Source organism: Microbacterium oryzae (assembly GCF_009735645.1).
Lineage (GTDB): Bacteria > Actinomycetota > Actinomycetes > Actinomycetales > Microbacteriaceae > Microbacterium > Microbacterium oryzae.
The window spans coordinates 2,148,910-2,167,480 of the sequence record NZ_CP032550.1 but is presented as its reverse complement, the minus strand read 5'-3'; the positions used below and the strand labels follow the sequence as shown (position 1 = coordinate 2,167,480).

Genomic DNA, 18,571 nt, shown 5'->3' with positions numbered 1-18,571 from the left:
ACGACTTTGGCAGGATGGCGAGAATGACCGGAACTGAGAAGCATCGCAGTGGCAGGCCATCAGGAGCCGCCGACGCTGCGAAGAGAATCGTCCGCGACATCGCAGACCCGGCGCCGCAGGGTGTGCACCCGGCGCTGATCCCCGGCATCGGGGTCGAGCAGACCGGCCGCGACTTCCGCACCGACCGGCTGGTCTTCGGCATCGCGATCGCCGCCACCGTCGCCTTCATCGGCTGGGGCATCGCGGCGCCCGACAACCTCGCCGGCACGGCGAGCAGCGTGCTGGACTGGGTGATCGAGTACCTCGGGGTCTTCTTCACCGTGATCGCCACGGTCGTGCTCGTCTTCATGCTCTACGTCGGGTTCGGCCGGTTCGGCCGGATCCGGCTCGGGCGCGACGACGAGGCGCCGGAGTTCTCGGTGTTCTCCTGGATCTCGATGCTGTTCGCCGCGGGCATGGGCATCGGCCTCGTGTTCTGGGGGGCGGCCGAGCCGCTCACGTTCTTCGAGAGCCCGCCGCCGAACACCGCGGAGGCGGCGACCATCGAGGCGATGCACACCTCCCTCACCCAGGTGCTCTACCACTGGGGCCCGCAGGCGTGGTCGTTCTACGCGCTCGTCGGCGGAGCCATCGCGTACGGCGCCTACCGTCGCGGCCGCACGCCGCTCATCTCCTCGATCTTCGCCCCGCTCCTCGGCGAGCGGCGGACGAACGGCCGCGTCGGGCGCACCATCGACGTCTTCTCGATCATCGTGACCCTGTTCGGCACCGCCGCGTCGCTGGGCCTCGGGGCGCTGCAGATCGGCCACGGCGTCGAGCTCATCACGGGCATCGGCGCGGTCGGCAACGGCCTGCTCATCGGCGTGATCGCGGTGCTCACGGCCGCGTTCATCGCGTCGGCGGTCTCGGGAGTCTCCCGGGGCATCCGCGCCCTGTCGAACATCAACGCGGTCGTCGCGCTCCTGCTGGCGTTCTTCGTGTTCTTCGTCGGCCCGACGATGCTCATCATCAACATCATCCCGTCGGTCGCCGCGCAGTTCCTGACCGACTTCACGACGATGGCCGCCCGCTCCGGGTCGCAGGGCGAAGAGGTCCAGGCCTTCCTCTCGAGCTGGACGATCTTCTACTGGGCGTGGTGGATCTCGTGGTCGCCCTTCGTCGGCATGTTCATCGCGAAGATCTCGCGCGGGCGCACCCTGCGTCAGTTCGTGTCGGTCGTCGTCGTCGTGCCGTCGGTCATCTCGTTTATCTGGTTCGCCATCTTCGGCACCACCGCGATGGATCAGCAGATGAACGGCGCGGGCCTGACCGTCGACCCGCCGGAGAGCGTGCTGTTCGGCGTGCTGGCCGATCTGCCGCTCTCGGCGGTGACGACCGTGATCCTCGCGATCCTCGTGGCGATCTTCTTCGTCACGGGCGCCGACTCCGCATCGCTCGTGATGGGCACGCTGTCTCAGCGCGGCAACCCGGAGCCGACCCGGTGGGTCACGGTGATCTGGGGTTCGCTCGTGGGCATCATCGCGGCCGTGCTGCTCGCCGCCGGCGGCGCCGAGGGCAGCGGCCTCACCGCACTGCAGAACGTCACGATCATCGCGGCGCTGCCGTTCGCGGTGATCATGGCGTTCATGATGGTGGCGTTCATCAAGGACCTCAACCGCGACCCGCTCATCCTGCGCGACGAGTACGCGGAGCGCGCGGTGCGTCACAGCGTGCGCGCGGGCCTCGAGGAGTACGGCGACGACTTCGCGCTCGTCCCGGCGCCCTACGATCACTCCACCGACGACCTCGCGTGGGTCGACCCCGTCGTCGACGAGGCGTTCACCGAGCTGTACGCGAAGACCGAGGCGCACCCCATCCTCGACGAGACCGAGCCCGACCTCGGCGGCTCGGCCGCACCGGGCGGCGACCGCCTCCCCGAGGAGGAGTCGCACGAGCGCGAGAAGCCGCGCGAGCTCGGAGACTGATCGCTTCTGTCCGTTCCACGACGCCCTCGCCCGTCAGGGGCGGGGGCGTCGTCATGCTGCTGGTAGTCAGTCCTGCGCGATGAGGCGCTCGCGCACTTCCCGGCGCAGCACCTTGCCCACGAGCGACCGCGGCAGCTCGTTCGCGAACTCGATCCGACGCGGCACCTTGTAGGCGGCGAGGTGCGTGCGGCAGAAGTCGCGCAGCGCCTCGGCCTCCTGCTCGGCGTCCGCCCGCAGCACGACGACGGCGGCCACCGACTCGCCGCCCTCCGCGCGCGGCAGCGAGACGACCGCCGCCTCGTCCACGTCCGGGTGCGAGACGAGCGTCTCCTCGACCTCGCTGGGCGACACGTTGAAGCCGCCCGTGATGATGAGCTCCTTCAGTCGGTCGACGATCGTGACGAATCCGTCCTCCGAGACCGTCGCGATGTCGCCGGTGCGCAGCCATCCGTCGTCGAGGAGCACCGCGTGGGTCTCGTCGGGGCGCTGCCAGTAGCCGGAGAACACCTGCGGCCCGCGGATGAGCAGCTCGCCGGCCTCGCCCGGGGGCAGGTCGCGGTCGGGGTCCTCGGGGTCGACGACGCGGATGTCGGTGCTGGGGAAGGGCACGCCCACCGTGCCGGGACGGCGGCTGGGGCCGATCGGGTTGCCGAGCGCGACCGGGGAGGTCTCCGTCATGCCGTAGCCCTCGACGAGGAGGCCGCCGCTGACGTACTCCCACTTCCGCACGGTCGAGGTCGGCAGGCTCATGGCGCCGGAGATCGCGAAGCGGATCGAGCTCAGATCGATGGCGCCCTGCTGGGCGGCCCGCGCGAGCCGGTCGTAGATCGGCGGCACCGCGGGGAGGAACGTCGGCGGGCTCTTCCGCGCCGCCCGGGCGACGAGATCGGGGTCGAAGGTCGGGAAGAGCACGAGCTTCGCCCCGATGCTCATCGCGAACGTCAGGCAGAGCGTCATCCCGTACGCGTGGAAGAGCGGCAGGACCCCGTAGAACGTCTCCTCGCCCTCCCGCAGCCCCGGAACCCACGCCTGACCCTGCTGCGCGTTCGCACGCAGGTTGCGGTGCGTGAGCATCGCGCCCTTGGGCGATCCGGTCGTGCCGCTGGTGTACTGCAGCAGCGCGACATCGTCGAGCGCGGGCCGTGGGGTCTTCCGCGAGAGGCGGCGGCCGTCGACGAGGGTCTCCCACGTGAGCACGCGGCGGGCGGATGGCCGCTGCGTGAGCCGCTCGCGCGTCTCGCGTGCCTTCCGGATCGGCAGGCGCAGGGCCATCCGCTGCGGGAGCGGCAGCGACCGGGTGATGTCGACGCTGACGATGCCCGTCACGCGCAGGTCCTCGGGGAACGCCGCCACGGTGTCGTGGACCTTGTCCCACACGATCGCGAAGCGCGCGCCGTGATCCTCGAACTGGTGGCGCAGCTCCCGCGGCGTGTAGAGCGGGTTGTGCTCGACGACGATCGCGCCGAGGCGCAGCAGCGCGTAGAACGCCACCACGTGCTGCGGGCAGTTCGGCAGGATCAGCGCCACGCGGTCGCCGCGCTCCACGCCGATGCGCCGCAGGCCCTCGGCCGCGCGCGCGATCCGATCCCCGAGCTCGGCGTACGTCGTCTGCGCGCCGAAGAACTCCAGCGCCGTCTTCCGGCCGTACGCCTTGACGCTCGCGTCCATCATGTCGCTGAGGGTCTCGGTCACGGGGCCGATCTCATGCGGCACATCGGGCTGGTACGCCGCGAGCCAGGGGCGGGAGTCGTACGGAGACGTCATGCCTCCACGCTAGCGGCGTGCGCGCAGCGGGCCCCCGGTCTTGACAAGCGCACGCGTCACGCCCGGCTCGTCACCCAGCCCGCGAGCTGCGTGAACAGCGCGCGATGGCCATCCGACGCCCACGACCGCTCGTCGTGCCCTAGCGCGTCGACGGCGACGCGCGCGGTGCCGTGCTCGCGCACCCACGCGGTGGGCATCCGCTCGCCCTCCGTCTCGTGCTCGGCCACGACCATCCGCTCGCCGAACGCCTGCAGGCGCGAGTAGCGCTCGTCCACGACGTCGAAGTCGTCGATGCGCGCGCCATCGGGCAGAGCGCCGCCGGTGACGTGGACGGTGTCGAGGGGCGGGTGCCACGAGAGGCTGGGCACCCACATCCCGCCGATGGCCACCGGCCAGTCGGGGTAGTCGCGCAGCGACGACAGCGCGGCGTGCACGCCGATCACGCCGATGCCGCGCGCGAGCGCCGTGCGGAAGCCGGCGAGCGACGCGGGGTCGAGGGGCTCGGTCGTCTCCGAGCGCCACGGATCGCCGGCGTTCACGACCAGGAGGTCCACGCCTTCGAGGCGCGTCATCGCGTGATCGACGTCGTGATCGATGCCGACGTGGAAGCCGGCCTCGGTCAGGACCTCGGCGATGAGCGGACTGGTCTTCGCATAGGGGTGCCAGGGGTCGGCGTAGCGGCCGGTTCCGGTGGCGATGAGGGCGCGCATGGATCTCCTTCGATCGCGCTCGATGCTACGCGCGTCAGAAGACGATCGTGTGGTTCCCGTGACGCAGCACACGGTCCTGCGCGTGCCACAGCACCGCACGGGAGAGCACCGCGCGCTCGACGTCGGCGCCGCGGCGGCGCAGGTCGTCGGCCGAGTCCGCGTGCGTGACGCGCACCACGTCCTGCTCGATGATCGGGCCCTCGTCGAGGTCCTCGGTCACGTAGTGGCTGGTGGCGCCGATGAGCTTCACGCCGCGCTCCTTCGCCTTGCGGTACGGGTTCGCGCCGATGAATGCGGGCAGGAAGGAGTGGTGGATGTTGATCACGGGCACACCCACCTGGGCGAGGAAGTCGCTGGAGAGGATCTGCATGTACCGGGCGAGCACGACGAAGTCGACGTTGCCCTTCAGCAGCCTCACGATCTCGGCCTCGGACTGCGACTTGTCGGGTCCGGCCTGCGAGGGCACGTGGAAGAAGGGCACGCCGAACGAGCGCACGTCCTCCGCGGTGGTGGTGTGGTTGGCGATCACCATCGGGATGCTCACGGGCAGCTCCCCGCGGCGGTGCCGCCACAGCAGATCGAGCAGGCAGTGGTCGTCCTTGGAGGCGAGGATGGCCATCCGCTTGGGGATCGACAGGTCGGCGAGGGTCCAGCTCATGCCGAACGGCTCGAGCGTGGCGGCGAGGTCCGCCTCGATCTCGTCCTTCACGACGGCGAAGTTCGCGCGGTGGAAGACCACCCGCTGGAAGAAGCGCCCGCCGGAGGGGTCGGTGGAGTGCTGGTCGAGGGAGACGATGTTGCCCTGGTTGCGCGCGATGAGCGCGGCGATCGCGGCGACGACTCCCGACTGGTCGGGTCCGTCGACGATGAGGCAGGCGTGATCGATCAGGTCTTCCCTCTGGGGCGTCATGGCCCCATTCTCTCGCGATCGGGCGGGAGCCCGTGACGGGGGACCCTCACAGGGCCGCGTTCTCTAGACTGGGGGTGTCCCTTCGCACGCACGAGGTCCTGCCATGCCCGCACGCAAGCCGTTCGCACCGAGCACTCGCCATGTCCAGCTGCTCCGCGCGCTCCTGGCCGCGTTCGCCGCGCTCATGGTGACCTTCTCGCCCGACCACTCGGCATCCGTCGGGCTGTCGGTGTTCAGCGGCTGGGCCATCGCCACCGGCGTCGTCCTGGGCCTCGGCGCCTGGATGGTGACGCGCGCCGGGCACCGCACCGTGCCGACCCTCCTCGCGCTGGCGTACGTCTTCGCGGGGATGGCCGCGGGCATCACGGGTGCGCGCGGCGCGGCCCTCTACTTCGCCGTGATCCCGATCTGGGCCGTGATCGCCGGCGCGCTGGAGACCGGCATGGGCGTGTTCGAGCGGCGGCACGGCGACCGCGTCGTGGCGCGCGACACCCTCACGATCGGCGTGCTCACGCTCGTCATCGGCGTGGCCACGCTCCTCGTGCCCTCGGGCTACGCGCTGGACTACTTCATCGAGGACGCCGGGCGCACCTTCACCCTCACCGGCGAGATCATCGCCGTCGGCCTGTTCGGCGGGTACGCGGCCATCGTCGCCGTGTTCCTCGCCATCGCCGGCCTCTCGCCGGCCTCGTCGGAGCTCGAGCCGACGACCGCAGCATCGACCAGCGGGCCCGAAGCCCGCACCCCGGAGGACCGTCCGTGACCGACAAACCCACCAGGCGCGCGCTCATGCGTCCCGTCCAGCTCCTCGCGATCGCCTTCGGCTCCGCGGTGTTCGCGCTGCTCGTGGGCGCCATGTCGATGGGCGCGTTCACGCAGCAGCCCGCCGAGGTCATCGCGCAGGCCTGGACGGTGGCCGCGATCATCGCCGGCATCGTCTTCATCGTCGTGCTGCTGTTCGTCGCGATGCTCCTGCTCGTCGTGGACCCCGCCGATGTGACGAAGACCATCGACCGTCCGATCCTCCTGCCCGACGACGAGGACGACGCCGGCAAGCGGTAGCTATCCCCGCACCGCCGTGACCTCGTCCTGCACGCACGCGGCGGCGGCGAGCATGCCGGTCGAGATGGCCATCGCCACCGAGTGCAGCGGGGCGGGCAGGCCGGGAGGCTGCGCGATGTCGCCCGCGGCGTAGATCCCGGCCGCGCTCGTGCGCCCGAAGCCGTCGACGAGCACGCCGCCGCTCTCGCTCACGGCGAGGCCCAGGTCGTCGGCGAAGGGGGCGGCCTGCCGCCATGCGGTCGACGTGAACAGCCCCGCGAAGCGCTCGCTCCGGCCATCCGCGAAGGTCACCTCGACGCCGTCGGCGATCTCGGCGACGCGGGCGATGTCACCGGGGAGGGCGAGCGCGCCGGTGCGCGCGAGAGCGTCGGGCGCGGCCGCGTCGCCGGGCAGCACGACCACCTCGCTCGCGATGGGCGCGAGCATGACCGCCAGGCGCGCGGCGTGCTCCCCGGCGCCGAGGATGCCCACGCGCCGGCCGGCGAACTCGTGGCCATGGCAGAACGGGCAGTGGGCGACGACGTCGCCGAAGATCTCGGCGAGGCCGGGGATGGCCGGGAGCGCGTCGGCGACGCCGGTCGCGAGGATCACGCGTCGGGCCTCGATCTGCGAGCCGTCGGCGAGGGCGAGCGCGAAGGCGCCCGGGGTCCCCGCGATCGACGTCACGCTCCCCGTCAGCGAGGTCACCGAGGCGTACTCCTCGATCTCGTGGCGGGCGACCTCGCGGAAGTCGGCGGGGGCGCGGCCGTCGTTCGTCACGAGGTTGTGCATGGCGCTCGTGGCGGCGTTGCGGTAGGCGCCGGAGTCGATGAGCACCGTGGACCGGTGCATGCGGCCGAGGGTGAGGGCGGACTGGAGGCCGGCGGGGCCTCCGCCGAGGATGGCGACGTCGTTCATGGGGGCTCCTTCTCGATGCGCGAGTTGCGTCGGGAGCCAGTGTGTGACTTCATGTCCACATGAAGTCAAGCGCGTGGAGCATCGGCGAGATGGCGGAGCGGTTCGGCCTCGCGACTCACGTCCTGCGGCACTGGGAGGATCGCGGGCTGCTGGAGCCCGACCGCGACGGCGCGGGTCGTCGGCGGTACGGCGAGGCCGACGCCTACCGGGTCGCGGTGATCCTCGCGAGCCGGATGGCGGGGATGGGGCTCGACCAGATCCGCGCGCTCCTCGACGCGGGCACCGCGGGGCGCCGGGAGGTGCTGGAGGGGCAGCTGTCGGACATCGACGAGCGGATCGCGGCGCTCGAGCGCGCGCGGGCGATGGCGCGACACGCGCTGGAGTGTCGCGCGCACGACATCTCCACCTGCCCGAACTTCCGGGCGAACGTGGCCGACATCGTCGCGGGCACGCGCCGCGGCATGGGGTGGACGGAGCCGGGCCCCGACGTTCCCGTCGGAGCCCGGCTCGGCCGCACCTGAGGCCTCAGAGGTAGGTGCGCGTGAGCCGCTCCGCCAGGCCCGTGTAGGTCGCGGGCGTCAGCGCCAGCAGGCGCTCCTTCGCCTCGTCGCCGATGTCGAGGCCCTGCACGAACTCGGCGAGCTCGGCGGCGCCGACCCGGCGGCCGCGCGTGAGCTCCTTCAGCAGCGCATAGGGGTCGGTGATCTGCGAGCGGCCCGCGACGACCTCCGCGCGGACGACGGTCTGGATGGCCTCGCCGAGGACCTCCCAGTTGACGTCGAGGTCGGCGAGGAGCACGTCGCGCGAGAGCGAGATCTCGCCGAGGCCGCGGCGGAGGTTGTCCAGCGCGAGCAGCGAGTGCCCGAAGGCGACGCCGATGTTGCGCTGCGTGGTCGAGTCGGTGAGGTCGCGCTGGAGGCGCGAGGTGACGAGCGTCTGGGCGAGGGTCGTGAACAGGCCGCCGGCGATCTCGAGGTTCGCCTCCGCGTTCTCGAAGCGGATGGGGTTGATCTTGTGCGGCATGGTCGAGGAGCCCGTGGCGCCCGCGACGGGGATCTGCGCGAAGTACCCCATCGAGATGTACGTCCAGATGTCGCTCGCGAGGTTGTGGAGGATGCCGCCCGCGTGGCGAGCGCGGTCGTACAGCTCCACCTGCCAGTCGTGCGACTCGATCTGCGTCGTGACCGGGTTGAAGGTCAGGCCCAGCGACTCGACGAAGGCGCGCGCGATGTTCGGCCACGCCACGACGGGGGCGGCGGCGAGGTGCGCGGACCAGGTACCGGTGGCGCCCGAGAACTTGCCGAGGTACTCGGTGCTCTCGAGCTGGCCGATGACGCGCTCGAGGCGCCAGACGAACACGCCGAGCTCCTTGCCCATGGTCGTCGGCGTCGCGGGCTGGCCGTGGGTGCGCGAGAGCATCGCGGCGTCGGCGTGCTCGAGGGCGAGCGCGCGGAGGCGCTCCACCACGGCGCGCAGCGCGGGCAGCCAGACTCCGGTGACCGCGCGCTTGACGGTGAGCGCGTAGGAGAGGGAGTTGATGTCCTCGCTCGTGCAGCCGAAGTGGGTGAGCTCGGCGATGTCGTCGAGGCCGAGCTGCGAGAGCCGGTCGCGGACGAGGTACTCCACGGCCTTCACGTCGTGGCGGGTCACGGCCTCGCGCTCGGCGAGCCAGTCGATCTCGGCCTGCCCGAAGGTGAGGTACAGCGCGCGCAGGCGGGCCTTGTCGTCCTCCGACAGGGCGGACGTGCCGAAGAGCGAGTTGTCGGTGAGGGCGATGATCCACTCGACCTCGACCTCGACGCGGGCGCGGTTGAGGCCGGCCTCCGAGAGGTAGTCGCCGAGCGGAGACACGACGGGCTGGTAGCGGCCGTCGAGCGGGCTCAGGGGCTGGATGGGGAATGCGGTCACGGGGAGCCTCCGAGTCGAGACGGGCGGGCGCGCGCTCCCGCGGACGACGGAAGCGACGGGATGGCGCCGAGCTGGCCCCCCGATCATACTCAGCGACCCTCCGCCCGTCGTCTCCTCCACAGCGCCGGGACGCGCCGCACCTCCCTCCCCAACCCGGCCCCGGCCATCCGCGCCGGGCCGAGGAGGACGACCGTGGAGACATGGTGACGGAGGAGGAGTTGCGCGAGCGGGTCGATCTCGCCCAGCGGCGGATGGACGAGGTCGTCGCAGAGCTCCGCGAGCTGGCGGCCGCCGCGGAGGCGCTTGCGCTGCTGACGAGCTGGCGCTCGGCGGCCGCGGAGCGGTTCCGCGCGACGTCGCGGGATCTCGCGGTCGCGCTGTACGCGGCCGCGTTCCGGTGCGAGGCGGAAGGCCGAGCGCTGCCCGCGCTGACCGCCACGATGATGTTCCCGGTGGCGTGATGGACGTCGGGTCGGGCGGGGCGGTCGCCGTCGATCCGGACGAGCTGCGTCGGCTGGCGGCCGCGGCGGATGGCGACGCCGCGCGTCTCGAGGGCCTGGCCGGCGACATCCGGCGGGTCGCGCACGAGCTGGGCGACGCGGTCGTCGGTCTCGACGGGATGTACGCGTGCGCGGTGCTCGTGGCCGCCCATGCCTCGGGCGCGGCGGACCTCGCGCGGGCGATGCGCTTCGCCGCCGACGCGTACGAGCTGGTCGAGCTGCGAGCGCGCGCGCTCATGGACGAGCAGGACGACGCGCTCGCCGAGATGCTGCGGCTGCGCTCGCGGCAGCTGGAGGAGCGGAGCCCCGGCGCCGGAGGGGAGGCCGAGCGCCTCCTGGCGGAGTGGCGCGCCGCGCACGGCGACGAGTTCGCGCGCCAGCTGCAGGGCGGCCCGGGGCGGCTGCTGGCGATGTTCGGGCTGTCGTCGCCGCTCATGCTCGCGCCGGTGCCCTTCCTCGTCGAGGGGCTGCGCCGCGCGGGCACCGGGCGCATCCGCGACGGTGCGCACCTGCGCGGTCGCGCGCACCGACCCGAGCTGCACCCCGGCGCGCGGGGAAGGCCGGGGCGCGCACCGGGCTCGCTGAGCGACCTCGGCGACCGCGTGCCCGACGGCGCCGACGCGACGATCCGCGTCGAGCGGTACACGATGGCGGATGGCCGGCGCGAGTTCGCCGTGTACGTCGCGGGCACGCAGGGCGGCGGCACGACGGTCCTCGACTGGGAGTCGAACCTGCGGCTGTACAGCGGCCGCCGCTCGCAGGCCTCGGAGGCCGTCGAGCTCGCGCTGCGCGAGGCGGGCGCGACGCCGGGCGACGTGCTGCATGCGGTCGGTTTCTCGCAGGGCGGCATGATCGCGGGGTGGCTGGCGGCCGAGGGGCGCTACGACGTGCGCACGCTCGTCACCCTCGGGGCGCCGGCGGAGGTGGAGGCACGGCCCCGCACCCTCGTCGTGACTGTGAGGCACGACGACGACCCGGTGCCCCTCCTCGTCGGCGGAGCGGCGCCCCACTCGCTGGGGTCGGACGAGAGCGTGCTCGTGCAGGGCACGGTCCATCCGATGAGCACCCCGCGCGACCTCGTCATCCCCGCGCACCGCCTGCCGGCGTACCGGGAGACGCTGCGCGCGTTTGAGGGGTCCGGCGATCCGCGCGTGGCGGGTATCCGCGAGCGCATCGCCGTGCTGCAGGACGCCTCCGCGGTGGAGGTCTTCGACTTCCGGCCGGAGAAGGCGCCCGAGCGCGCTCAGCGCAGAGGCGGCGGCGGTGCCTTCTGAGGGCGGCTCAGCGGCGCTTCTTGCGCTGAGGCCGCAGGACGATCCCGAAGACCCAGTTGATGATGCTGATGAGGATGCCCGCGAGCACCGCCGACCAGAATCCGCCGAGCTCGAGCCCCCAGCTCCAGAAGCCCGTCACCCACGACGTCACCCATAGCAGGATGCCGTTGAGGAGGAGCGAGGCGAGCCCCAGAGTGAGCACGAACAGGGGGAAGGCCACGATCCGGATGGCGGTGCCGACGATCGCGTTGACGATCGCGAACACGGCGGCGACGGCGAGCAGCGTCAGCACGACCTGCAGGTCGCCCCCGGGAGCGAACGGCGTGATGGTGACCTGCAGGGCGGAGATGAGGCTCACGACCCAGATCGCGAACGCGTTCACGACGACGCGGACGAGGAAGCGCATGCGGGCAGTCTCGCATCCTCGCCCGCGAAGGGCACGCGATCGCTCGCCCTAGACTCGTGCCGTGAGCGTCCCCGAGCCCGTCCTCCCGCGCATCCGCCCCGAGATCGCGGCCCTCCCGCCGTATCGCCAGGGCAAGGCCGCCGGTGCGGGCGGGTTCAAGGTGTCGAGCAACGAGAACCCCTTCGCCCCGCTTCCCGGCGTCGTCGAGGCCGTGCATGCGGCGAGCGACCTGAACCGGTACCCCGACGCGACCGCCGCGCGTCTGCGCGAGCGGCTCGGCGAGCGCTATGGCGTGAGCGCCGACGCCGTGATCGTCGGCGCGGGCAGCGTGTCGCTCCTCGCCGCGTTCATCCAGGCCGCGGCGGGTGCGGGCGACGAGGTCGTGTACGCGTGGCGCTCGTTCGAGGCGTACCCCGGACTCGTGCTCGTCGCGGGCGCCGAGAACGTGCAGGTGCCGCTGCTGCCCGACGGCCGGCACGATCTCGACGCGATGGCGGCGGTCGTGACCGAGCGGACGCGCGTGATCCTCCTGTGCACGCCGAACAACCCGACGAGTTCGATCATCACATCGGAGGAGTTCCACGCCTTCATCGGCCGGGTGCCCGCCGACGTGCTGGTCCTCCTCGACGAGGCGTACGTGGAGTTCGCCTCCGGTGCCGTGGACGGCCTGCGCGAGCGCGTGTTCGAGAAGCACCCGAACGTCGTCGTCCTGCGCACGTTCTCGAAGGCGTACGGGCTCGCCGCCCTCCGCGTGGGATACGCGATCGGGCACCCGCGCGTGCTGGACGCCGCCCGCAGCACGGCCATCCCGCTCTCGGTGACCGCGCATGCGGAGGCCGCGGCGCTGGCGAGCCTCGATCACGCTCCCGAGCTGGCGGAGCGCGTGGCGGAGATCGCCGCCCGGCGCGACGCGCTCGCCGCGGCCCTGCGCGGGATCGGATGGCGCGTGCCCGAGGCGCAGGGGAACTTCGTCTGGCTCGACGGCGCGGACCAGACGGCCGCCGACGCGTTCGAGGAGGCGGGGATCATCGTCCGCCCGTTCCCCGAGGGCATCCGCATCTCGGTGGGCGAGCCGGAGGCCATCGCGCGCATCCTCGAGGTCGCGGCGGCCGTCGCCCCTCGCGCCTGACGCGGCGTCCCCTCGGAGCGCGGGCTCCGGCCATCCGCCCCCCGGCCCGGCTAGCGCCCCTGCCCCCGCCAGACGATGTCGTCTCATCGATGCGACACGGAAAACCGGGGATTACGGTGTCCCGGCGGCGAGGCGACATCGTCTGGCAGCTCAGGAACCCGGCCCAGGAACCCGGCCCCGGCCGCCGACCCCCGGCGCCGACCGCAGGCCCCATCCATCCGCCCCCGCGCATACGACTGTGGGGTCCGGACGACGAAATCCGCGATCCGTTGTCCGCCGTGTTCCCCGCCGCTCGGACGCCGACACGATTAGCGTGGAGTGGTGACTTCGCCCGACTTCCTGACCGACCCGGCGACGGTGCGCGTCCTCGCACCGGACGGCACGTTCGCGCCGTCCCCGGCGGCTGAGCGGTACCTTCCCCTCATCGAGGCCCTCGGCGACGCCGAGCTCGAGCAGTTCTACCGCGACATGGCGGTGACGCGCGCCTTCGACCAGCAGGCGACGCTGCTGCAGCGGCAGGGTCAGCTCGCGCTGTGGCCGCCGTCCTTCGGGCAGGAGGCCGCTCAGGTCGGGTCGGCGCGCGCCGCCCGCCCGCAGGATCACATCTTCCCGTCGTACCGCGAGCACGCCGTGACGCGCATCCGCGGGGTGGACTCCCTCGACATCATCCGCGTGATGCGCGGCCTCAGCCACGGCGGGTGGGATCCCACCGATCCCCGCAACGGCAACACGCACATCTACACGCTCGTGCTCGCCTCGCAGACCCTGCACGCGACCGGCTTCGGCATGGGCCTGACCTTCGACGGCAAGACCGGGTCGGGCGACCCTGAGAAGGACGAGGCCGTCATCGTCTACTACGGCGACGGCGCCTCCAGCGAGGGCGACGTGCACGAGGCGATGGTGTTCGCGGCCTCCTACCGGAGCCCCACCGTCTTCTTCCTGCAGAACAACCAGTGGGCGATCTCGGTGCCCGTCGCCACGCAGGCCAGCGCGTCCTTCGCGGCGCGCGCCGCCGGCTACGGCATCGACTCGGTCCGCATCGACGGCAACGATGTGCTCGCGAGCTACGCCGTCACGCGCCTCGCGATGGACGAGTCGCGGGATGGCCGTGGCCCGCAGGCCATCGAGGCGGTCACCTATCGACGGGGCGCGCACACGACGAGCGACGACCCGACCAAGTACCGCACCAAGGACGAGGAGGAGCTCTGGGCGCAGCGCGACCCGATCGCCCGGATGCGCGCCTACCTCACCGCGCGGGGCGCGTCTGAGGAGTTCTTCGCCGACGTCGACGCAGAGGGGGCGGATGTCGCCGCCGACGTCCGCAAGCGCACGGTCGAGCTCCCGGTGCCCACGTCGGACGACATGTTCGCGCACGTCTACGCGGATCCGCACCCGGTGATGGACGAGCAGCGCCGCTGGCTCGCCGACTACGAGGCCTCGTTCGAGGAGGGCACGGCATGACTCTCGAGACCTCCACCTTCGCGAAGGCCCTGAACGCCGGGCTCCGCCAGGCGATGACCGACGACCCCCGCGTGCTGATGATGGGCGAGGACATCGGCCGCCTGGGCGGCGTCTTCCGCATCACCGAGGGACTGCTGGCCGAGTTCGGCGAGCAGCGCGTGCTCGACACCCCGCTCGCGGAGTCCGGCATCGTCGGCACCGCGATCGGACTCGCGATGAACGGGTTCCGGCCCGTCGTCGAGATCCAGTTCGACGGCTTCGTCTTCCCGGCCTTCGACCAGATCACCACGCAGCTCGCCAAGCTGACGAACCGCCACGAGGGCGCGCTCTCGCTGCCCGTCGTCATCCGCATCCCCTACGGCGGGCACATCGGCGCGATCGAGCACCACCAGGAGAGCCCCGAGGCGTACTTCACGCACACCGCCGGCCTCCGCGTGGTGAGCCCCTCGACACCCGGCGACGCCTACTGGCTGATCCAGGACGCCATCCGCTCGAACGACCCGGTGATCTTCCTCGAGCCGAAGAGCCGCTACTGGGTGAAGGGCGAGCTGGACCGCGAGACGCGCTCCGCGCCGCTCCACGCCAGCCGCGTCGTTCGCCGCGGTTCCGATGTGACGCTCGTCGGACACGGCGCCATGATCACGACGCTGCTGCAGGCAGCCGCGCTCGCCGAGGCCGATGGCGTGAGCTGCGAGGTCGTCGACGTGCGCTCGCTCTCGCCTGTCGACTACGGGCCGATCCTCGACTCCGTCCGCTCGACGGGGCGGATGGTCTACGCGCAGGAGGCGCCGGGATCGACGAGCGTGGGCAGCGAGATCGCCGCGACCGTGGCCGAGCGCGCCTTCTACTCGCTCGAGGCGCCCGTGCTGCGGGTCTCCGGCTTCGACGTGCCCTTCCCGCCCGCGAAGCTCGAGGGCGCGTACCTCCCGGACGCCGACCGCGTCCTCGAGGCCGTCGACCGCGCGCTCGCGTACTGAGAGGATCGACCGATGCAGACCTTCCACCTCCCCGACGTCGGCGAGGGCCTCACCGAGGCCGAGCTCGTCGCCTGGCGCGTGAAGCCCGGCGACACCCTCGCCGTGAACGACGTCGTCGCCGACATCGAGACCGCCAAGTCGGTCGTCGAGCTGCCCTCGCCGTACGCGGGCGTCGTCGGCGAGCTCCTCGTGACCGAGGGCGAGACGGTGGATGTCGGCACGGCGATCATCACCATCGCCGACGACGCGCCGGCGCCGGTGTCCCAGCCCGACCAGTCGGAGCCGGCCGGGGAGCCGAAGGCGGCGCCGGAAGCCCCGTCCGCGCCATCCGCCGCGTCGGCACCCGCGAAGCCGGCCGAGCCCGAGCGCAGCGGATCGGTGCTCGTGGGCTACGGATCCGGCGGCGACGCCGCCACCCGCCGCCGGCGCAAGCGCCCGGAGGCCGCCGACGGCAAGCCCGGCGGCGTCCTCGCGAAGCCGCCGGTGCGCAAGCTCGCCCGGGATCTCGGCGTCGAGCTCGCCGACGTGCGGGCGACGGGGAGCGCGGGCGAGGTCACCCGCGACGACGTCGTGCGGCATGCCGAGCAGGCGTCGGTGTTCCGCAACATCTCGACGCCGGAGTGGCCGGCGGTGCGCGAGGAGAAGATCCCCGTCGCCGAGCCCGCGGCCGCAGCCGACGCCCTGTGGGAGATGGATCCCGCGCGCGTGGAGTCCATCCCGGTGAAGGGCGTGCGGAAGGCCACCGCGAACGCGATGGTCGGCTCCGCCTACACCGCGCCGCACGTCTCGGTCTGGACCGACGTCGACGCCACGCGGACCATGGAGTACGTCAAGCGGCTGAAGGCGTCGCCCGACTTCGCGGACGTCAAGGTCTCACCGCTGCTCATCATGGCGCGCGCGGTCATCTGGGCGGTCCGCCGCACGCCGATGATCAACGCGGCCTGGGTCGAGGAAGAGGACGGCGCGAAGATCCACGTGCGCCACTACGTCAACCTCGGCATCGCGGCGGCGACCCCGCGCGGGCTGCTCGTCCCCAACATCAAGGACGCGCAGGACCTCTCCATGCGCGACCTCGCCCGCGCGCTCGAGAACCTCACGGTGACCGCGCGCGACGGCAAGACCACGCCCGAGGACCAGCGCGCCGGCACGATCACGATCACGAACATCGGCGTGTTCGGGATGGACGCCGGCACCCCGATCATCAACCCGGGCGAGGCCGGCATCATCGCGATGGGCGCCATCCGCCAGAAGCCGTGGGTGGTGGATGGCGAGGTGCGGCCGCGCTGGGTGACGACCGTCTCCGGGTCGTTCGACCACCGCATCATCGACGGCGACAAGATCAGCCGCTTCATCGCCGACATCGCGTCGGTGCTCGAGGAGCCCGCGCTCCTGCTCGACTGACCCGCAGGCGACCGGTCGCGTCAGCCCTTGGCGAGGACCGCGAGCTCGGCCCGCGAGTCGACTCCGGCCTTCTTCAGGAGGTTGGAGACGTGGAACTTCACGGTGTTCTCGCTGATGCCGAGCGCGCGCGCGATCGCCCGGTTCCGGCCGCCCGCCGCGACGAGCTTCAGCACCTCGCGCTCGCGGGCGCTCAGCGGCACCGCCTGATCCAGCGGCTCGGGGAGGGGCGGCGGGTCGAGGGGCAGGCGCACGGCGAGCTCCGACCCCCAGCCGGGCGTCGACGACACCGAGAGCGACCCGTCGAGCGCCGCCACCCGCTCGACCATCGGACGCAGCGAGTCGTCGTGCGCGCTCAGCGTGCCCTGCCCGTCGTCGCGGATCGCGATGAGCAGGTTGAGCCCATCGCAGTCCCACTGGATCCGGACGCGCCGGGTGTCCCCCTGATCGACCAGGGTCAGCACGGCCCGACGCACGATCGCCCGCGCGGCATGAGCGACGTCGCCGGGCAGGGCGCGGCCGGTGGCGGGCGGCTCGACGAACTGCACCTCGAGATCGCTGTGCCGCACCAGCGGGCGGAGGTCGTCGCGCACCCGCGCGAAGGCCCCGGTCACCGGCTCGAGCAGCGCCTCCTGCCGCTCGTCGCCCGCCGTCCGCAGCTGCACGAGCGCGGTGGTGGCCACGTCGATCGCGGCCGTGCGCGCCGCCCGGTCGTCGAGACGCGACGAGCGCAGGATGGCCAGGATCGACTCGAGGGTGACGGCATGGCGGTCCGACTGCTCGGCGATCGCCCGGGCGTGCTCGAGCAGGCGCTGACGCGAGGCCGGCGAGACGGAGTCGGGGAGCATGTCGGTCACCCCGCGACTATACGTCTCCGCCCCGCCTACCCGTTCGGGTAGGCGGACCACCCGATCGACGGGCCGCGATCGCGCGGGCGGCGGCGCACGATGGAGAGCATGACGACAGACGCGCTCGGCCCCGCCATCCGCCGCATCCGCGACGAGGTGCACGGCGTCCTGGGCGGCCTGTCCGAGGCGCCGGCCGAGGAGCTCGAGTCGTTCCTCGGCGCCGTCGCCGACGCGGATCGTGTGTTCGTGCATGGGGCGGGCCGCTCCGGCCTCGCGCTGCGGATGGTCGCCATGCGTCTCATGCACCTCGGCCTCGACGTCCACGTCGTGGGGGAGACGACGGCCCCGGCCATCCGCCCCGGCGACCTGCTGCTCACCGCGAGCGGGTCGGGAACGACCGGTGGGATCGTGCGGGCCGCGCAGACCGCGGTCTCCGTCGGCGCGCGGGTCGCCGCCATCACCACCGCGGCCGCTTCGCCGCTCGCTGGCCTCGCTCACGCCGTGATCGTCGTGCCGGCGGCCGAGAAGCTCGACCGCTCGGGTGCCGCCTCCGCCCAGTACGCGGGCAGCCTGTTCGAGCAGTCGGTCGTGCTGCTGGGCGACGCGCTCTTCCATGCGCTGTGGCAGCGATCCGGCGCGACCGCCGACGAGATCTGGCCGCGTCACGCGAATCTCGAATGACGTCCGCGGCTCCGCCGAGCCGCGTCCACCGATGAACACCGAAGGAACACGATGAAGCTGCAGTTCGCCATGGACACCCTGACCACCGAAGCCGCTCTCGAGCTGGCCGCGGCCGCCGCGCCGCACGTCGACATCCTCGAGCTGGGGACCCCGCTCATCAAGAGCGTGGGCCTCTCCGCCATCACCGCCGTGAAGGAGGCGCACCCCGACAAGATCGTGTTCGCCGACCTCAAGACGATGGACGCCGGCGAGCTGGAGGCCGACATCGCCTTCAGCGCGGGTGCCGACCTCGTCACCGTGCTCGGCACGGCGGGCGACAGCACGATCGCGGGTGCCGTCACGGCCGCCAAGAAGCACGGCAAGGGCGTCGTCGTCGACCTCATCGGCGTCGCCGACAAGCCGGCGCGCGCGAAGGAGGTCGTCGCGCTCGGCGCCGAGTTCGTCGAGATGCACGCGGGCCTCGACGAGCAGGCCGAGGAGGGCTTCACCTTCTCGACGCTCCTCGAAGACGGCAAGGCGTCCGGCGTGCCCTTCTCCGTGGCCGGCGGCGTGAACGTCAGCACCATCGGCGCCGTGGCCGAGTCCGGCGCGCGCGTCGCGGTCGTCGGCGGCGCCATCTACGGCGCCCCCGACGTGGGCGCGGCGGCCGCGGCCCTGCGCGCCGAGCTCGTCTGACGCACGA

The 18,571-nt window shown here is 72.3% G+C and carries 19 protein-coding genes; 12 read left to right on the top strand and 7 right to left on the bottom strand.

All coding sequences use genetic code 11. From position 1 onward, the window contains the following. The first annotated feature begins 23 nt into the window (after positions 1–23). Entirely contained in the window at positions 24–1,964 is a 1,941-nt protein-coding gene (locus D7D94_RS10150) for a BCCT family transporter (protein WP_246171766.1), read from the top strand. A 66-nt stretch (positions 1,965–2,030) separates the two neighbouring features. Here D7D94_RS10150 and D7D94_RS10145 read toward each other — a convergent pair whose 3' ends face one another. The 3 genes from D7D94_RS10145 to purU are packed head-to-tail and all read right to left on the bottom strand — an operon-like array spanning position 2,031 to position 5,348. Then, positions 2,031–3,728, bottom strand: a complete 1,698-nt coding sequence (locus D7D94_RS10145; RefSeq protein ID WP_156242487.1) for a long-chain-fatty-acid--CoA ligase — start codon at positions 3,726–3,728, stop codon at positions 2,031–2,033. A gap of 56 nt (positions 3,729–3,784) precedes the next feature. Continuing rightward, positions 3,785–4,438: a ThuA domain-containing protein gene (locus D7D94_RS10140; RefSeq protein WP_156242486.1), complete on the bottom strand. Its 654-nt coding sequence runs from the start codon at positions 4,436–4,438 to the stop codon at positions 3,785–3,787. 34 nt (positions 4,439–4,472) lie between these two features. Next, positions 4,473–5,348: a formyltetrahydrofolate deformylase gene (gene purU, locus D7D94_RS10135; RefSeq protein ID WP_156242485.1), complete on the bottom strand. Its 876-nt coding sequence runs from the start codon at positions 5,346–5,348 to the stop codon at positions 4,473–4,475. Between the two features lie 103 nt (positions 5,349–5,451). Between purU and D7D94_RS10130 the strand changes: the two genes are divergently transcribed. Then, complete coding sequence (locus D7D94_RS10130) at positions 5,452–6,111, top strand: acyl-CoA synthetase (RefSeq protein WP_156242484.1); 660 nt, start codon at positions 5,452–5,454, stop codon at positions 6,109–6,111. Beyond that, positions 6,108–6,410, top strand: coding sequence for an amino acid transporter (locus tag D7D94_RS10125; protein ID WP_246171765.1), 303 nt, complete (start codon positions 6,108–6,110; stop codon positions 6,408–6,410). The genes D7D94_RS10130 and D7D94_RS10125 overlap by 4 nt, the downstream gene beginning before the upstream one ends. On the opposite strand, the gene D7D94_RS10120 is transcribed toward D7D94_RS10125, so the two are convergent. Beyond that, positions 6,411–7,307: an NAD(P)/FAD-dependent oxidoreductase gene (locus tag D7D94_RS10120; protein ID WP_156242483.1), complete on the bottom strand. Its 897-nt coding sequence runs from the start codon at positions 7,305–7,307 to the stop codon at positions 6,411–6,413. Between the two features lie 59 nt (positions 7,308–7,366). On the opposite strand from D7D94_RS10120, the gene D7D94_RS10115 reads away from it, so the two are divergent. Beyond that, a complete protein-coding gene (locus D7D94_RS10115; protein ID WP_156242482.1) occupies positions 7,367–7,828 on the top strand; it encodes a MerR family transcriptional regulator in 462 nt (153 codons plus the stop codon). A gap of 4 nt (positions 7,829–7,832) precedes the next feature. On the opposite strand, the gene purB is transcribed toward D7D94_RS10115, so the two are convergent. After that, positions 7,833–9,215: an adenylosuccinate lyase gene (gene purB, locus D7D94_RS10110; RefSeq protein WP_173024296.1), complete on the bottom strand. Its 1,383-nt coding sequence runs from the start codon at positions 9,213–9,215 to the stop codon at positions 7,833–7,835. A gap of 200 nt (positions 9,216–9,415) precedes the next feature. On the opposite strand from purB, the gene D7D94_RS10105 reads away from it, so the two are divergent. Then, entirely contained in the window at positions 9,416–9,676 is a 261-nt protein-coding gene (locus D7D94_RS10105) for a hypothetical protein (protein ID WP_156242480.1), read from the top strand. Further along, complete coding sequence (locus tag D7D94_RS10100; protein ID WP_156242479.1) at positions 9,673–10,989, top strand: lipase family protein; 1,317 nt, start codon at positions 9,673–9,675, stop codon at positions 10,987–10,989. The genes D7D94_RS10105 and D7D94_RS10100 overlap by 4 nt, the downstream gene beginning before the upstream one ends. 7 nt (positions 10,990–10,996) lie before the next feature. Here the strand turns inward: D7D94_RS10100 and D7D94_RS10095 are convergent, their stop codons facing one another. Beyond that, positions 10,997–11,395, bottom strand: a complete 399-nt coding sequence (locus tag D7D94_RS10095; protein ID WP_156242478.1) for a phage holin family protein — start codon at positions 11,393–11,395, stop codon at positions 10,997–10,999. A gap of 61 nt (positions 11,396–11,456) precedes the next feature. Between D7D94_RS10095 and D7D94_RS10090 the strand changes: the two genes are divergently transcribed. The 4 genes from D7D94_RS10090 to D7D94_RS10075 all read left to right on the top strand — a co-directional run bounded on the left by D7D94_RS10090 (position 11,457) and on the right by D7D94_RS10075 (position 16,363). Beyond that, positions 11,457–12,524 (top strand): histidinol-phosphate transaminase, encoded by a 1,068-nt coding sequence (locus D7D94_RS10090; RefSeq protein ID WP_156242477.1) that lies wholly within the window; start codon positions 11,457–11,459, stop codon positions 12,522–12,524. Positions 12,525–12,845: 321 nt separating this feature from the next. After that, on the top strand, positions 12,846–13,985 hold the full coding sequence (locus D7D94_RS10085; RefSeq protein WP_156242476.1) for a thiamine pyrophosphate-dependent enzyme: 1,140 nt from the start codon (positions 12,846–12,848) through the stop codon (positions 13,983–13,985). Next, positions 13,982–14,962 (top strand): alpha-ketoacid dehydrogenase subunit beta, encoded by a 981-nt coding sequence (locus D7D94_RS10080; RefSeq protein ID WP_156242475.1) that lies wholly within the window; start codon positions 13,982–13,984, stop codon positions 14,960–14,962. Before D7D94_RS10085 ends, D7D94_RS10080 begins: the two co-directional genes overlap by 4 nt. A gap of 12 nt (positions 14,963–14,974) precedes the next feature. Next, positions 14,975–16,363, top strand: coding sequence for a dihydrolipoamide acetyltransferase family protein (locus tag D7D94_RS10075; protein ID WP_156242474.1), 1,389 nt, complete (start codon positions 14,975–14,977; stop codon positions 16,361–16,363). Positions 16,364–16,383: 20 nt separating this feature from the next. Here D7D94_RS10075 and D7D94_RS10070 read toward each other — a convergent pair whose 3' ends face one another. Beyond that, the gene (locus D7D94_RS10070; RefSeq protein WP_156243414.1) at positions 16,384–17,208 is read right to left on the bottom strand and encodes a helix-turn-helix transcriptional regulator; all 825 of its coding nucleotides are present in this window, start codon (positions 17,206–17,208) and stop codon (positions 16,384–16,386) included. A gap of 108 nt (positions 17,209–17,316) precedes the next feature. On the opposite strand from D7D94_RS10070, the gene hxlB reads away from it, so the two are divergent. Beyond that, on the top strand, positions 17,317–17,889 hold the full coding sequence (gene hxlB, locus D7D94_RS10065) for a 6-phospho-3-hexuloisomerase (RefSeq protein ID WP_246171764.1): 573 nt from the start codon (positions 17,317–17,319) through the stop codon (positions 17,887–17,889). Positions 17,890–17,940: 51 nt separating this feature from the next. Further along, positions 17,941–18,564 carry a 3-hexulose-6-phosphate synthase gene (gene hxlA / locus D7D94_RS10060; protein WP_156242472.1) on the top strand — a complete coding sequence of 208 codons (624 nt, stop codon included), beginning with the start codon at positions 17,941–17,943 and terminating at the stop codon, positions 18,562–18,564. Positions 18,565–18,571: the final 7 nt, after the last annotated feature.